We start from the raw sequence: 13,731 nt of genomic DNA on the forward strand, positions 1-13,731 counted from the left end.
GTGGATAAGCCAGAGCCCCGGCTGGCAGAACACGCACGCCCGCCCGCCGAAACAACTCAACGAAAAGCGAAACGCGGCTCAACCGAATCGCGACGGTGGATCAGGGCTCAGAAGTTCCCGGAGAAGCGCGCGATCATCGGCTTCAACCCGATCTACCCGCTCACCGCCGCACAGCTGGCACTCGGAACTCCGCGCGATGAGATCGGAACGACACCCATCGACGTTGACAAGGTGTTCGCCAAGCTCGAGGAGCTTCGCCCGGCAGTGTCGGTGATCTACAGCACAGTCGACCAGGGCACCCAAGTGCTCGACCAGGGCGAGGCCGATATGGCGATCTTCTACGCGACGCGCATCTATAGCGAGCTGATCCCGCAGGGCAACTACGACGTCGTCTGGGCGGACGGTGCGCGCGCACAGGGCACCAGCGTGGTGCTCAAGAACGCGCCGCACAAGGATGCCGCGTGGCAGCTGCTCGAGTGGAACGCGACGCACCTGGAGGAGCAGGCCGCCTTCGCCACAAAGGCGCAGAAGGCTCCGATCAGTGCCGCCGCACTGGAGTTCGTCCCCGCCGACCAGCGCCCGCGTTTCGCGAACGCGCCCGAGCACGATGGCGAGCTCGCCGTGCCCAACGCCGCCGACTTCAACTCGAAGTTCGATGAGATCAACCGTCGCTGGCAGGAATTCATCGCCGGCTGACGTCCGCTCCGGCCACCCTCAGTGCAGACGAAAGCAGACCAAACGTCATGACGACAGATACTCTGCGGACGGAAACGCCCGCCAGCGCGCGCGGATCGGCTTCCGAGCCGGTGCGCAGTCCCCGCTCGCGACGTGAGTGGAGCCCCTTCATTCCCCGCCGCTACGCGGTCATCGCGGTGCTCCCCGCGGTCGTGCTGCTGGCTGTGTTCGCGATCTACCCGCTCGTACTGCTGGCCATAGAATCCAGCGCCGATGGCTTTGAGGCATACGGGCGGGTGCTCGCGAGTGGCTCAGGGCAGCGAGCGATCATCACGACGTTCACTGCCAGCCTCATCGCGACGGTGATCGTGGTCTTCGTCTCCGGCGTGCTCGGATGGACGATCCGCACGACGAAGCACCGGTGGCTTCGCCTGCTCTGTTGGGCGTGCGTTCTCGCGCCCTTCTGGATGGGCGCCGTCGTGAAGAACTACGCGATCGTGCTGCTCATCTCCAACGACGGCGTCGTGAACGCGGCGCTGCGTGCTCTCGGCCTCGACCCGGTCCAGCTGATGTACACGACTCCCGCCGTCGTCCTCGGAATCGCGTACTCACTCGTACCGTTCGGCGTGCTGACGGTCAACGCGGTCTTCCAGACGATAGACCTGAACCTTCTGCGCAACGCGGAGGTGCTCGGGTCGACGCGATCCGGCGCGATCACCCGCGTGATGCTGCCGCTGGCCACCCCCGGATTCATCGCCTCGGGTGCGGTGGTGTTCGCCCTGGCCGTCGGCTTCTACGTCACACCGGTCGTGCTCGGCGGTGCACAGTCCCCCTTCCTCGCGACTCTCATCCAAGCGAACATCCTCCAGTACTTCGACTATCCGGCGGCCGCTGCGCTGTCAGTGATCCTGCTCGTCGTCGCCCTGCTGGTGATGGGTATCACTCTCGCCGTCGTCGGTGCCGGCAGTGTCCGCCGCGCGATTGCGAGGTCGTGACATGGCACGGATCATCGACGCGTTCTCCCGCGTGTTCATGCGCGTCCTGCTGGCGGCGATCATCATCGTCATCCTCGCCCCGGTCGTGGTCACCCTGGCGATCTCGTTCTCCGAGCAGGTGCGCTTCGCCTTCCCGCCCGAGGGCTTCGGGTGGCGTCAGTACGAGGAGCTCTTCCGCAATCAGGTCTGGATGCGGTCGATCGGCCTCTCGATGTCGTTGGCCCTTCCCGCCGCCCTTCTCGCGGTCGTCGTCGCTCTACCGGTGGCTCTGGTGGCACAGCGCAGTACGCTGCCCGGGCGCAACATCCTTCAGGGCGCGGCGGTAGCCAGCATCATCATTCCGACGACGGCTCTGGCCGTGGGCCTCTTCACGCTGTACTCACGGTTGGGTCTCACCTCCACCAACATCGGGCTCATCCTTGCGCAGGCCGTCCTCGCGCTCCCCATTGTGCTCATCGGCATCACTGCGGGGCTCAGCAAGATCTCGCGCACACCGGAGTTCGCCGCGATGACGATGGGAGCCTCACTCGGCCGCTCGCTGGTCGAGATCACGGGTCGAGCCCTCGTGCCGGCGATCGTCGCGAGTTCCGTCATGGGGTTCCTGCACGCTTTCGACGAGGTCGTGATCGTGAACTTCGTCGGGGGACCCGGCCAGGTGACGCTGCCCAAGGCGATTCTCGACTCCGTGCAGAACGCCACCGACCCGGTGATCACCGCGGCGGCGTCGCTGCTCATGATCGGGTCCGCACTCTTGATGGCCGTCGCGGCGCTCGCCGGACGGCTCGCCTTCAGAAGACGCAAAGGTTGATACGTATGAACGTCAGAACGAACGACAGCCAGGTGCTCGTCCTCGACGAGGTGGCCAAGCGCTACGGAGCTCTCACTGCGCTCGCCCCCACGAGCTTCGCGATCGAGCGGGGAGAGTTTCTCACCCTCCTCGGCCCGAGTGGGTCCGGAAAGAGCACCCTGCTGAAGCTGATCGCGGGGTTCGAAGCCCCGACAAGCGGAGCCATCTGGCTGCGCTCGCGTGACATCTCACGCCTGAGTCCCGCTCAGCGAGAACTCGGCATGGTCTTCCAGAGCTATTCGCTCTTCCCCAACCTCACGGTCGCGCAGAACATCGAGTACGGCCTCAAACGCCGCAAGTGGGCCGCCGACCGCCGCAGGGACCGTGTCGCGCACATGCTTGCCATCGTCAAACTCGAGCATCGCGCCGATGCGTTACCGGCCGAGCTCTCCGGTGGGCAGCAGCAGCGCGTTGCGGTCGCCCGATCGCTGGCGTACGACCCCGACGTGCTGTTGATGGACGAGCCGCTCGGAGCGCTCGATCGCACGCTGCGCTTGGAGATGGAATCGGAGATCAAGCGCATCCATAGCGAACTCGGCACCACCTTCGTGTATGTCACCCACGATCAGCAGGAGGCGATGCACCTCTCCACCCGGATTGCCATCATGAACAACTCCGAGGTGATCGCGCTCGGCGAACCTGACGATCTCTTCCGCAACCCGCCGAACTCCTTCACCGCCGAGTTCTTCTCGGACGCGACCATGGTCGCCGGCCGAATCGACCACGATGGGCGGTTCTCCTTCGCCCAGGGCGATACGGCGTGGGGTGACCCCACGCGCCGTTCCTCGGGGCTGTACCTCTTCGGTATCCGTCCGCGTGCTGCGAAGGTCGGCGTGATCGACGGGGCTCCGGTGCTGCAGGGCATCGTGCGCAGTTCGATGCTGTTCGGAGATGAGACCCGCCTGATCATCGACTCGGACGCGGTCTCCGCCCTGCGCGTCGTCGTACCCACCCGCGGTCGCCGGTTCTCCGCCGGACAGCATGTGGACATCTCGATCCCGTGGGACGACGCGATACTGCTGCCACAGACAGGATGACCCGCCACGGCGCAGCACCCACCCCTACCGAAAGGAACACCATGGCCACCGATGATCTCGACGCCCTGCGCATCCGCCTGCAGGAACTCGAAGACCGCAACGCGATCCTCGACACCCTCACTCAGTACGGGCACTCGCTCGATTACGGCGACTACGACCAGCTCGTCGACGTCTTCACCGACGACGCTGTGCGCGAGAACCGCCGTCCCGACGGCTCGGTCCACCGCTGGGTCGGAAGACAAGGCACGCTGGACTTCGCGAGCCGTCATTCCCACGCCCCCGAAACGTGGCACAAGCATCTGGTGCTGAACAGTCGCATCCAGCTGTACGGCGACACCGCCGAGGCGCAGAGCTACATGTTCCGCTTCGACGCGGGCCTCGGCGAGCGTTCATACGTATGGGGGCTCGGCCGCTACCTCGACACCCTGCGTCGCGAACCCGACGGCAAGTGGCGCATCGCTCACCGTGTCTCGGAGATCGAGGATCACTGGCCGGGCCGATTCGTGCTTCACGGTCACGACAACGGCTGACTGTTCCGCTCCAGCGGCGAGAGTCAGCGTCCGGTTCCTCGTCTCGACTGACAGCACGGGTCGGCCGTTGTCGGTGCCGTGGACCGGAGTACCGTCGGCGTCGTCGGTCAGGCGCGCACGATATTGCGCAGGATGACGTCTCGAGCGGCTTCGGCCACGTCCCGCCAATCCGGCGTGGGGTCGAGCCGTCGGTCGCCCTCGCGCCCCCTCACCGCCCCGCACGATCCTCGCCGCGTTCCCGGGTGCCGGACAGCATCACCCACAGCGCCGAGCCCAGCAGCAGGGCGACGAGGAAGGCGATGACGCCGGCGGTCCGGCTCAGCGCGACGTCGAAGATCAGGCTGGTGACGCCGGCCGTGAGCAGGACGAGGACGATCATGTTGGCCATCAGGAGTCGGCTGCCCACGTGCACCACCCGCGCCTTCATCAGCTTCGCGAAGTGCATCCGGTGGAACAGCACCAGACCGAGCCCGAGCAGCGTCGACACCGCCGCCAACCCGACGAGCGTCAGGTAGAGCGACAGCTGATATCCGTCCACGTCGCTGAACCGTGTCTGGAACACCACGGCGAGGAGGAATCCGCTGATCAGCTGCGTCCCCGTCTGGGTGACACGCAGCTCTTGGAGGAGTTCCGACCAGTTGCGGTCCGCGCGCTGGTTCGCGGTCTCGTCCCTGCCGTCTCCGGGACGCGCGTCCCGGTCGCCGCGGCGTGTGCGACCGTCGCCGTCAGACATGCTCGCACTCCGTCACCGATCGCGCGTCCATCGGAACCTCCCCGGAATCGCCGACCATTGCATTGTGCGCCGATGGTCGGGCGGAGACGAGGCGCTTGACAGGCGCCGGAGGACCCGTGCGCGCGTATACGCCCCCGGGGGCGCGGTGGCAATCCCCCTGATCATCCGCGACGCGTCGAGTGAGGTGAGTCTATGAACTCCTCCGACGGCGGCTCCTCCTCCGGCACCCGCCCTGCCGAGCCCGTGCGCGACCTCTCCGGCGAGGGCGCATCGTGAGGGCGCTCACCTGGCAGGGGCGTCGACGCGTGGAGGTCCGCGACGTCCCCGACGCCCGCATCGAACAGCCGACCGATGCACTGATCAGGGTGACCTCCACCGCGATCTGCGGGTCCGATCTGCATCTGTACGAGCTGTTCGGTCCGTTCCTCGACCGCGGCGACATCCTCGGGCACGAGACGATGGGCGTCGTCGAGGAGGTCGGCACCGACGTGCACGGCCTGCATGTCGGACAGCGGGTGGTCGTGCCGTTCACCATCTCGTGCGGAGAGTGCTTCATGTGCACGCGCGGACTGCAGTCGCAGTGCGAGCGGACCCAGGTGCGCGAGTACGGTTCGGGGGCATCGCTGTTCGGCTACACCAAGCTCTACGGACAGGTACCCGGCGGCCAGGCGGAGATCCTGCGCGTTCCGCTCGCGGACTACAACACCATCCCGGTGGGCGAGGACCTGCCCGACGAGCGGTATCTCTTCCTGAGCGACATCCTGCCCACGGCGTGGCAGGGCGTCCACTACGCGCATGTTCCGGACGGAGGGTCGTTGGTCGTACTCGGACTCGGCCCGGTCGGGCAGTTCGCATCCCGCGTCGGGCGTCATCTCGGCTACGACGTGCTGGCTGTGGATCCGGTGCCGGAGCGGCGCGCGATGGCTGAACGTCACGGCATCCGCACGCTCGACCAGTCCGGGGCGCTCGACGCCGTGTTGGATGCCACGGAAGGTCGCGGCGCGGATGGCGTGGTCGACGCCGTCGGCATGGAGGCGCACGGAAATCCGCTCGTCAGTGCCGCTCATCACGCGATGGGGGCGCTGCCGGACATCATCGCCCAGCCTCTGATGTAGAACGCGGGCATCGACCGCACGGCGGCGCTGATGAGTGCCATCGACATGGTGCGGCGCGGCGGAACGGTGTCGCTGAGCGGCGTCTACGCGGGCGAGGCCGATCCGATGCCGATGAAGACGCTCTTCGACAAGCAGGTGACGATGCGGATGGGGCAGTGCAACGTCAAGCGCTGGACCGACATGCTGCTTCCCTTGGTCGAAGAGGACGACGACCCCCTCGGCACCCAGGATCTGGTGACCCACCGCCCGTCCCTCGACGATGCGGCCGCGCACTACGAGATCTTCCAGAAGAAGCAGAACGGCTGCATAAAGGTCGTGATGCACCCCTGACCGCGACCGTTCGTGTCCGTCTCCGGTAGCGATCCGTCGGCCGCCGGACGATTGCGACGTCGTGATCTCGGGCGCGCAGAACGTCGATATCGGACGTGTGAACAGCTCGTGACTTTCGTTCGCGACTATCGAGAAATCCCTTGCGATCAGGGGTCCTGTGTGCACTACCCTGACCGCATGTCTGACTCCGACGATGTATCCAACCCCCTTGCCCGTAAGCGTCCTCTCGGCGGTTCCGTGGGCGTCGCCATTGTCGCGATCGTCCCAATCATCGCGGTCGCCCTTTTCCTCTTGATCGGCTTCCTGGCCGGCGGATGGGGGTGGGCGTGGGTCTTCTTCCTCGCCATTCCCGTGGCCGGGTGGATCGTCTATGGAATGGGACCGCGTCCGCAAGGCTGACGGTGAGGTCGGAATCCCTCTAGCTTGGGCGCCTACCCGGGATCACCCGGGCTCTGGCCTTCGGCCATGGCGCGAGAGCGCGGGATCCCGGGATCGAGAGCCGCATGCACGGCAGCACTGATGTCGAGGCTCTGCGTCGGCGGCAGGATGATGCTGTGCGGTTCGGTACCTGCGGTCGTCAGGATCACGGGTATCGCTCCCTTCCATTCGTGCAGCGGGTGAGGCCGGTCGAGGGCGATGCTAGGCGCGCGGCGCGGCGCGGCGACTGTGCTTTTCGTCCAGTGCTCTCCGTGCGCCGCACGGGCGCGGCCGTCGCTGTCGTCGCCGCGATCGCGCTGGCGGGATGCGCGCCCGCCGCCCCCACGCCGCCATCGCCGGCGGTGACTCCGGCCCCGACATCGACGCCGACACCCACCGCCTCGACGACGGCACCGTCACCGGCCGCGGAGTGGACGCTTCACGACGACCCTCAGCCCGAACCGAACTGCACGGGTCCCGGAGACGCCGCCGCCGTCGACGGCACGCTCCACGTCTATGTCAGCATCGCCGACCAGCATCTCTGGGAATGCTCAGGGGAGAACCTGATCATGGACTCCGATGTCTCGACGGGAGCCTCGGGGCTCGACCCCGACTACGCGACCCCCATCGGCACGTTCGCGATCGCCGGCATGGTGCGCGACACGGAACTCGTGGGTCACGACTCCCACGGATCGTGGGACGACTCGGTCGCCTACTGGATGCCGTTCGACGACGAGGTGGGCTTCCACGACGCATCGTGGCAGACCTTCCCGTTCGGTTCGAGCGAGTACCCGCAGAGCGGATCGCACGGCTGCGTGCACATGCCCCTCGACGCGATCGCGCACCTGTACGGCGACGTCTCGATCGGCACGCCCGTCACCATCCGGTAGAGGGCTTCCGCGCGTCGTCGCAGCACGGAGAGGGCCCACCCCGCATGTGCCGCCGGGTTCTCAGTCGTCCCGTCCCACGCGCTCCGCGAACCATCGCAGCTGCTCGTCGATCTGAGCACCTCCACCGCCTTCGTGATCATTGTGCGGGTAGACGACGATGCGTTTCGGTGGTGGACCGGACGGAGCATGTGAACCATAGGCGTTGTATGCGGCGAACACCGTCGACGGCGGACACGTCCCGTCTCGCAACGCCACGGAGAACAGAGCCGGTGCAGTGGCGAAGCTGGCCAGGACGGCGCCGTCGAAGTACGGGAGGGTCCGCGACGCTGCCGCAGCATCGTCGCGCCAGACGGAGAGGTGGCGGGTGATCTCCGCATACGGTGCTCGTTCTGTGAGGGTGGTCGCCCGTTCGATGTCGCAGAGAAACGGGACGTCCGGCGCGGTCGCAATCAGTGGTATGCCCGACCATGCGGCGAGTGCCGCGACGGCTATCGCCACCCCTCCGCCCTGACTGATGCCCGTGACGATGATGCGGGACGCATCAATGAGGGGAAGGGACCGTGCGACCTCGACGAGTCGGAGGGCGTCGGTATAGAGCCGACGATAGTAGTAGCTTTCGGGATCGTGAATCCCGAGGGTCATGATCCCCGGTGCACCGCGCTCACTGTCGGGGAGGGCGGACCTCGTCGACCTCCCAGGGCCCCCCGATGACCAGCCCTGCCCTCGGGGATCGAGGACGAGGTGGGCGTAGCCCGCCTCGGCCCACAGAGACGCATGCGGGTACCCCCGGCCACCGGAATAGCCCGGGAACTGGACCACCGCGGGCACCGCCTCAGTGGCATCCGCGGGAACGTGCAACCATGCCCTCGCCCTCGAGCCGCCGAAACCGGCGAAGTCCAGATCATGGGTGCGCACCAGACGCAGGCCGTTGCCGACCACGGATCGTCGGATGTCGAGATCGTGCTCGCGGGTGTCGGCGAGCGTTCGCGACCAGAAGTCGTGCAAGTCGGACGGTGCGCGGATGTTCGCTCGGTAGTTCTCGAGTTCCGCCAGCGGCAGGTCGAACTGTGTCATTCCGTGCATCCTCTCGAGCATCTTGCAGTCGACATCTACTTGAGTAGACTAGCGACCGGTATCGTCAATCTACTCAAGTAGATCGATATCGATCCGTTCACGCCGCGGCGTACTCGCCATCGGCATTCGCAGAGACAGGGAAGTCAATGAAGACACGAATCAGGGAGCCTCGCGTGCGCGCGCTGCGTACGATCTCGGCTATCGCGGTCGCCGGATCGGCGATCGCGGCGCTGGCCGCGTGCACGCCGTCCGGCGATGCCCAGGCACAGAAGGTGACGCTGTTCTCCTGGGAATCGCAGGAGGCGATGCAGCCGGTCATCGACGCGTTCGAGAAAGAGACGTCGATCAACGTCGAGTTCTCGTTCGCGCCGCCCGTCGACGACTACGTCAACACCCTCCAGACCCGGTTGTCGAGCGGCACGGCCGCGGACGTCTTCGTCATGGCGTCCGAGAACAAGGGACAGATCATCTCTGCCGGCGCGGCGGCGGACATCTCCGGATTGGAGAACGTCGCAAAGACCACCGAGCAAGCACGCAAGCTGTACGGGGCCGACGGGGCCGTGTACGCGGCGGCGCCCGGAGCATGGGCGGGTGGGATCTACTACAACAAGGATCTTCTCGCGAAGGTCGGCTATGAGCAGGTGCCGACAGACTGGGATGGATTCGTCGACCTCTGCGGCAAGCTCAAGGCTGCAGGGATCACGCCGATCGTCGAGCGCGGCGACGAGTCGCCGATGCTGCTTGCCGCGCTCCTCGGCGAAGTCAACGCGTCGCTGGATGGTGCCATGGACGCCGATATCTGGGCGGGCAAGACGACGTTCGCGAAGACCTGGACCGGGCCCCTCACGAAGCTCGAGAGCCTCGTGTCGGCGGGATACCTCTCTCCCAACATCGTCGGCCTGAACTTCGACGCAGCCGTCGCGCAGTTCGCCTCGGGCGAGGCGGCGATGTTCCCGTCGGGGACGTGGGCGCTGGCCTCGATCCAGAAGGCCTCGCCGAGCCTTGACATCGGACTCGATGCGGTTCCCACCGATCAGGGCGGGTACTGGGGCGGCACGATCTCGATCGGCTATTCGGTCAACGCGAAGGCGAAGAATCCCGACGCGGCGAAGAAGCTCGTCGACTTCCTGATGTCCGACGAGGCTCTGAAGCTGTATCAGAAGAGCACCTCGCAGATCGTCACCGTACAGGGATTCACGAACGAACTGCCGGCGATCTTCGACAACGCCATCCCGGCGGCGTCGGCGGGATCCATCTACTGGCCGCAGACCTGGTGGGTCGACAACAACCAGGCGCTGTCGACTCACGTCGTCGCGGTGGTCCAGGAGATGATCCAGGGCAAGCGATCGCCGGAGGACGCCGCGGCATCCATCGACGACAAGCTCGCGAGCCTGCGCTGACCCGGAGGTCGACGTGCTTACCGACGTTCACATGACACGCGTGGAGAGCGCGCGTGCGACGACGCCGTCGGATCGGAGAAGGGCCCGTCGCCGCCGTGAGGGCGGCGGCGACGGGTTCCTTCTGCCCATCTTGATCGTTCTGGTCGTCGTTCTCGCCGTCCCGTTCGCGCAGTCGATGTACTTCAGCTTCACCGACTACAACGGCATCAGCGACGACGTTCGTTTCGTGGGTCTGCGCAACTACGAGACCGTTTTCCGTGACCCGGCACTTCTGTCCGGCCTCACCTTCACCATTTTGTACGCCGTGGCCACGACCGCGATCACGACGGTATGCGCCATTCCGCTCGCGCTCGCGCTGAACCGTGCCTTCTTCGGTCGCAACATCGTGCGGTCTGTGTTCTTCTTCCCGGCGATCCCCAGCATCGCGATTCTCGGCTTCGTCTGGGCGGTCATCCTCAGCCCGCTCTCGCGGGGCGCACTGAACGCGCTACTGGGTTTCTTCGACGCGGCCCCCATCCCCTGGCTCGCGGACTCGACGCTCGCCCAGGCGAGCGTCGTTGCGGTGGGAGTGTGGACGGCCACGGGGTGGCACGCCGTTCTCTACCTCGCCTACCTCCAGTCCATTCCCGCGGACTATTACGAAGTCGCCACCCTCGACGGTGCGAACGCATGGCAGCGGTTTCGCTACATCACGCTGCCGATGCTGACACCCGCGATCACCGTCAGCACGCTGCTGCTGCTGGTCGGTGGCATGAATGTCTACGCGCTTCCGATCGCACTCACGGGCGGTGGCCCGGGATTCTCGACCTACACGATCACCCAGTCGATCATCACGCAGGGCATCGCGCAGGGGAAGTACGGCCAAGCGGCCGCACTGTCGATCATCTTCATGGTGATGGTGGCGGTGCTGGTGCTGGTGCAGATCTTCGCATCCGCGCGAGCAGGACGGAGCACGAAATGAGAACTTCGGAGAAGCCCGGCTCGCTCGGGAACCTGGCCCTGACGGTCGTCATGCTGCCACTGGCGGCACTGGTCGCCTTCCCCTTCTACTACATCGTCGTGACCACCTTGAAGACCTCAGAGGAGATACAGTCCAACCCTTTGGGGCTGCCGCAATCGGTCACCTTCGCCAACTACGTCAAGGTGCTGTCGGATCCGCTCATCCCCGTCGCGTTCGCGAACACCGTCTATGTGACCGTGGCGTCAGTGGCTCTCATGGTCCTCGTCGGCTCCCTCGCTGCTTTCGCCATCACGCTCAAGCGGACGTGGTTCAACCGTGTCGTCGCGGTCGCGTTGCTCGCCGGATTCCTGGTTCCGTACCAGACGACACTGCTGCCGCTCTACAAGATGATCGCGGGCGTCGGGCTCGTCGACACGCTGACGGGCCTCATCGCGATCTACAGCGCGGGCGCGGTGTTCTGCTACTTCATCATCGTCGGATACATGAGGACGCTCCCGCCCGAGCTCTTCGAGGCAGCCAGGATCGACGGAGCGAGACCGTTCCGCATGTACTTCTCGATCGCCCTGCCGCTCGTCAGGCCGGTACTGGTCACGGTGGGGGTCTTCCAGGTGATGGCGGTGTGGAACGACTACGTCTCGCCGACGATCTATCTCAGCTCGCCGGACAAGACGACGCTGGTGCTGCTCGCATCGCGTGCCGTGGCGCAGTTCACGATCGACTGGCCGATGTTCATGACCGTGACCGTCGTCGTGCTGATTCCGATGCTCGTCCTGTTCCTGGTCGCACAGAAGTACATCGTGAGCGGCCTCGTGGCCGGAAGTCTGAAGGGATGAACGACTTGGCTCCGACCGACGACGTCACGCGGATTCCGCGCATGCGGATGATCCTCGAGACCGACATTTTCAGCGACGTGGACGATGTCGGTGCGCTTGCCGTCGCGCATGTCCTGGCAGACCGCGGCCACATCGACCTCGCGGCGGTCTCGGTGAACACCCCGAGCGTCTGGGGCCCGCGCGCCGCAGCCGTGGTGAACGCCTTCTTCGGCCGCGACGATGTCCCGATCGGTGCGAACTTCCCTGGGACCGAGGATGAGGCAGAGGTCGACTTCGCTCGTCATATCTCGGAGCGATTCGCCGCCGGTAAGAGTCCACGCGTGGCCCCGTCGGAGACCGTTCTGCGACGGGCATTGGCCGAGAGCCCGGACGGTGGTGTGGTCATGACGTCCATCGGCTTCTTCGGCAACCTCGTGCGTCTCCTGGACAGCGGCCCCGACGACATGTGCTCGCTCTCCGGACGGGACCTGATCCGTGCAAAGGTGCGCCGGACGGTCGTGATGGGTGGGACCTTCCCCGCCGGACGAGAGTTCAACATCGCCTCGTTTCCGCATGATGCGGCGAGATTCGTGTCGGAATGGCCGTGCGAGATCGAGTTCGTCGGGTGGGAGGTCGGTCACGACGTGATCACCGGGCGCGCGACGGGGGACTCGCCGGTGGGCCGCGACCCTGTTGCCGCTGCGTACCAGCTCTACACGAGCGGGCGCGGGCGCCCGAGTTGGGATCTGATTGCCGTGCACGTCGCGGCGATGCGCACGCGGGGGCTCTATTGGTACAGCGAGCCGGGGCGTGTCCATGTCGGCGCGGACGGCGCGAACACCTTCCACGCCGAACCGGACGGACCGCACCGTTACGTGAAGCGGGTAGCGAATGCGGTCACGATCGCGGGCGTTCTCGATGAGATGCTCCATGCTGGTCCTGGGTACGTGACGACCGAGGAGGTGCACGCATGACGCAGGTGGTGGTCGTCGGATCCATCAATCAGGACTATCTCATTCGCGTGAACTCGCTGCCGGCTCTCGGCGAGACGGTCCTGGCGCTCGATCTCGTGAAGCAAGCCGGGGGCAAGGGCGCGAATCAGGCCGTCGCTGCGGCGCGACTCGGTGCCGATGTCGGCTTCGTCGGTGCTGTGGGGGACGATGCGGACGGGGCGCAGATGCTGCTGCAGCTCCGATCCGAGGGAATACGCACCGGCGACGTGGAGGTGGTCTCGGAGCCGACAGGGTCAGCCATGGTCTACATCGTCGACAACGGAGACAACTCGATCGTCGTGGTGCCCGGCGCGAATGCGGGGTTGAACGCGGCGCGGGTCGGTCGGGCCGTGCGGCGGCTGTGCTCGTCGGCGAGCGTGCTCGTCCTCCAGGCCGAGATCGCCCCCGACGTGATCGATGTCGCCGTGCGAACGGCGGTCGACTGCGGCGCCCGTGTCGTGTTCAACCTCGCTCCGTTCGTCGCGCTGCCCGAGGCCCTCCTGTCGCTGGCCGATCCACTCGTGCTCAATGAATCGGAGGCGAGCGCGCTCCTCGGCCGCGCGGTCGGGGCGGATGTCGACGGTCTCGCTGCGGCGGTGACGCTGCAGCGGTCGCTCGCCACGTCCATCGTCATCACCCTGGGACCCGAGGGGGCCGTATGGGCGGACGCCGGAGATGCGGGGGCGTGCCCCGCTCCGGACGTCGAGAGAGTGGTGGACACCACGGGCGCGGGCGACGCGTTCATCGGTGCCCTCGCCACACGGCTCGCCGCTGGTGCGACTCTCCGGGAATCCGTGGCTCTCGGAGTGAGAGCAGGAGCGTTCGCCGTTGCGCGGCGTGGGGCGCAGTCGTCCTACCCGGCACTGTCCGATCTCGTCGTGCCGTCCACCCCGCCGGGGTAGGGTCGGTCCAGGGCATCGGTG

Annotated in this window: 15 protein-coding genes and 1 pseudogene; 13 read left to right on the forward strand and 3 right to left on the reverse strand. The window is 66.2% G+C overall.

Annotated elements, in window-relative coordinates:
- From WFI00_RS09710 to WFI00_RS09730, 5 genes are all read left to right on the forward strand, one after another.
- A partial coding sequence (locus WFI00_RS09710) for an extracellular solute-binding protein (protein ID WP_336642354.1) occupies nucleotides 1-696 on the forward strand: 696 nt, incomplete at its 5' end.
- 47 nt (nucleotides 697-743) lie between these two features.
- Nucleotides 744-1,670, forward strand: a complete 927-nt coding sequence (locus WFI00_RS09715) for an ABC transporter permease (RefSeq protein WP_336631841.1) — start codon at nucleotides 744-746, stop codon at nucleotides 1,668-1,670.
- A 1-nt stretch (nucleotide 1,671) separates the two neighbouring features.
- Nucleotides 1,672-2,478, forward strand: a complete 807-nt coding sequence (locus WFI00_RS09720; RefSeq protein ID WP_336631842.1) for an ABC transporter permease — start codon at nucleotides 1,672-1,674, stop codon at nucleotides 2,476-2,478.
- A gap of 5 nt (nucleotides 2,479-2,483) precedes the next feature.
- A complete protein-coding gene (locus WFI00_RS09725) occupies nucleotides 2,484-3,554 on the forward strand; it encodes an ABC transporter ATP-binding protein (protein ID WP_336642355.1) in 1,071 nt (356 codons plus the stop codon).
- Nucleotides 3,555-3,595: 41 nt separating this feature from the next.
- Nucleotides 3,596-4,084 (forward strand): nuclear transport factor 2 family protein, encoded by a 489-nt coding sequence (locus tag WFI00_RS09730; protein WP_336631844.1) that lies wholly within the window; start codon nucleotides 3,596-3,598, stop codon nucleotides 4,082-4,084.
- 208 nt (nucleotides 4,085-4,292) lie between these two features.
- Here WFI00_RS09730 and WFI00_RS09735 read toward each other — a convergent pair whose 3' ends face one another.
- A complete protein-coding gene (locus WFI00_RS09735) occupies nucleotides 4,293-4,817 on the reverse strand; it encodes a DUF6328 family protein (RefSeq protein ID WP_336631845.1) in 525 nt (174 codons plus the stop codon).
- A 272-nt stretch (nucleotides 4,818-5,089) separates the two neighbouring features.
- Here WFI00_RS09735 and WFI00_RS09740 point away from each other — a divergent pair.
- Nucleotides 5,090-6,262 (forward strand): annotated as a pseudogene (locus WFI00_RS09740) (alcohol dehydrogenase catalytic domain-containing protein).
- 177 nt (nucleotides 6,263-6,439) lie between these two features.
- On the forward strand, nucleotides 6,440-6,661 hold the full coding sequence (locus WFI00_RS09745; RefSeq protein ID WP_336631846.1) for a hypothetical protein: 222 nt from the start codon (nucleotides 6,440-6,442) through the stop codon (nucleotides 6,659-6,661).
- A 32-nt stretch (nucleotides 6,662-6,693) separates the two neighbouring features.
- On the opposite strand, the gene WFI00_RS09750 is transcribed toward WFI00_RS09745, so the two are convergent.
- A complete protein-coding gene (locus tag WFI00_RS09750) occupies nucleotides 6,694-6,849 on the reverse strand; it encodes a hypothetical protein (RefSeq protein WP_336631847.1) in 156 nt (51 codons plus the stop codon).
- A 102-nt stretch (nucleotides 6,850-6,951) separates the two neighbouring features.
- Between WFI00_RS09750 and WFI00_RS09755 the strand changes: the two genes are divergently transcribed.
- Nucleotides 6,952-7,569: a L,D-transpeptidase gene (locus WFI00_RS09755; protein ID WP_336631848.1), complete on the forward strand. Its 618-nt coding sequence runs from the start codon at nucleotides 6,952-6,954 to the stop codon at nucleotides 7,567-7,569.
- A 60-nt stretch (nucleotides 7,570-7,629) separates the two neighbouring features.
- On the opposite strand, the gene WFI00_RS09760 is transcribed toward WFI00_RS09755, so the two are convergent.
- Nucleotides 7,630-8,664, reverse strand: a complete 1,035-nt coding sequence (locus tag WFI00_RS09760) for an acetylxylan esterase (RefSeq protein ID WP_336631849.1) — start codon at nucleotides 8,662-8,664, stop codon at nucleotides 7,630-7,632.
- 152 nt (nucleotides 8,665-8,816) lie between these two features.
- Here WFI00_RS09760 and WFI00_RS09765 point away from each other — a divergent pair, with 152 nt between their 5' ends.
- From WFI00_RS09765 to WFI00_RS09785, 5 genes are all read left to right on the forward strand, one after another.
- Nucleotides 8,817-10,043, forward strand: a complete 1,227-nt coding sequence (locus WFI00_RS09765; RefSeq protein ID WP_336631850.1) for an ABC transporter substrate-binding protein — start codon at nucleotides 8,817-8,819, stop codon at nucleotides 10,041-10,043.
- A 130-nt stretch (nucleotides 10,044-10,173) separates the two neighbouring features.
- On the forward strand, nucleotides 10,174-11,004 hold the full coding sequence (locus tag WFI00_RS09770) for a carbohydrate ABC transporter permease (RefSeq protein ID WP_336642356.1): 831 nt from the start codon (nucleotides 10,174-10,176) through the stop codon (nucleotides 11,002-11,004).
- Nucleotides 11,001-11,837, forward strand: a complete 837-nt coding sequence (locus WFI00_RS09775; protein WP_336631852.1) for a carbohydrate ABC transporter permease — start codon at nucleotides 11,001-11,003, stop codon at nucleotides 11,835-11,837. Before WFI00_RS09770 ends, WFI00_RS09775 begins: the two co-directional genes overlap by 4 nt.
- Nucleotides 11,834-12,790: a nucleoside hydrolase gene (locus WFI00_RS09780; protein WP_336631853.1), complete on the forward strand. Its 957-nt coding sequence runs from the start codon at nucleotides 11,834-11,836 to the stop codon at nucleotides 12,788-12,790. Before WFI00_RS09775 ends, WFI00_RS09780 begins: the two co-directional genes overlap by 4 nt.
- Entirely contained in the window at nucleotides 12,787-13,710 is a 924-nt protein-coding gene (locus tag WFI00_RS09785; RefSeq protein ID WP_336631854.1) for a ribokinase, read from the forward strand. Before WFI00_RS09780 ends, WFI00_RS09785 begins: the two co-directional genes overlap by 4 nt.
- Nucleotides 13,711-13,731 lie beyond the last annotated feature (21 nt).

The organism is Microbacterium sp. MMO-56 (assembly GCF_037146215.1).
In the GTDB taxonomy this organism is placed as follows: Bacteria; Actinomycetota; Actinomycetes; order Actinomycetales; family Microbacteriaceae; genus Microbacterium.

Excerpts from the sequence above, each read along its gene's own strand:
- WFI00_RS09760 (WP_336631849.1), bottom strand. The coding sequence starts at position 8,664 with ATGCTCGAGAGGATGCACGGAATGACACAGTTCGACCTGCCGCTGGCG.
- WFI00_RS09780 (WP_336631853.1), top strand. The coding sequence starts at position 11,834 with ATGAACGACTTGGCTCCGACCGACGACGTCACGCGGATTCCGCGCATG.
- WFI00_RS09745 (WP_336631846.1), top strand. The coding sequence starts at position 6,440 with ATGTCTGACTCCGACGATGTATCCAACCCCCTTGCCCGTAAGCGTCCT.
- WFI00_RS09735 (WP_336631845.1), bottom strand. The coding sequence starts at position 4,817 with ATGTCTGACGGCGACGGTCGCACACGCCGCGGCGACCGGGACGCGCGT.
- WFI00_RS09715 (WP_336631841.1), top strand. The coding sequence starts at position 744 with ATGACGACAGATACTCTGCGGACGGAAACGCCCGCCAGCGCGCGCGGA.
- WFI00_RS09725 (WP_336642355.1), top strand. The coding sequence starts at position 2,484 with ATGAACGTCAGAACGAACGACAGCCAGGTGCTCGTCCTCGACGAGGTG.
- WFI00_RS09775 (WP_336631852.1), top strand. The coding sequence starts at position 11,001 with ATGAGAACTTCGGAGAAGCCCGGCTCGCTCGGGAACCTGGCCCTGACG.
- WFI00_RS09785 (WP_336631854.1), top strand. The coding sequence starts at position 12,787 with ATGACGCAGGTGGTGGTCGTCGGATCCATCAATCAGGACTATCTCATT.
- WFI00_RS09720 (WP_336631842.1), top strand. The coding sequence starts at position 1,672 with ATGGCACGGATCATCGACGCGTTCTCCCGCGTGTTCATGCGCGTCCTG.
- WFI00_RS09730 (WP_336631844.1), top strand. The coding sequence starts at position 3,596 with ATGGCCACCGATGATCTCGACGCCCTGCGCATCCGCCTGCAGGAACTC.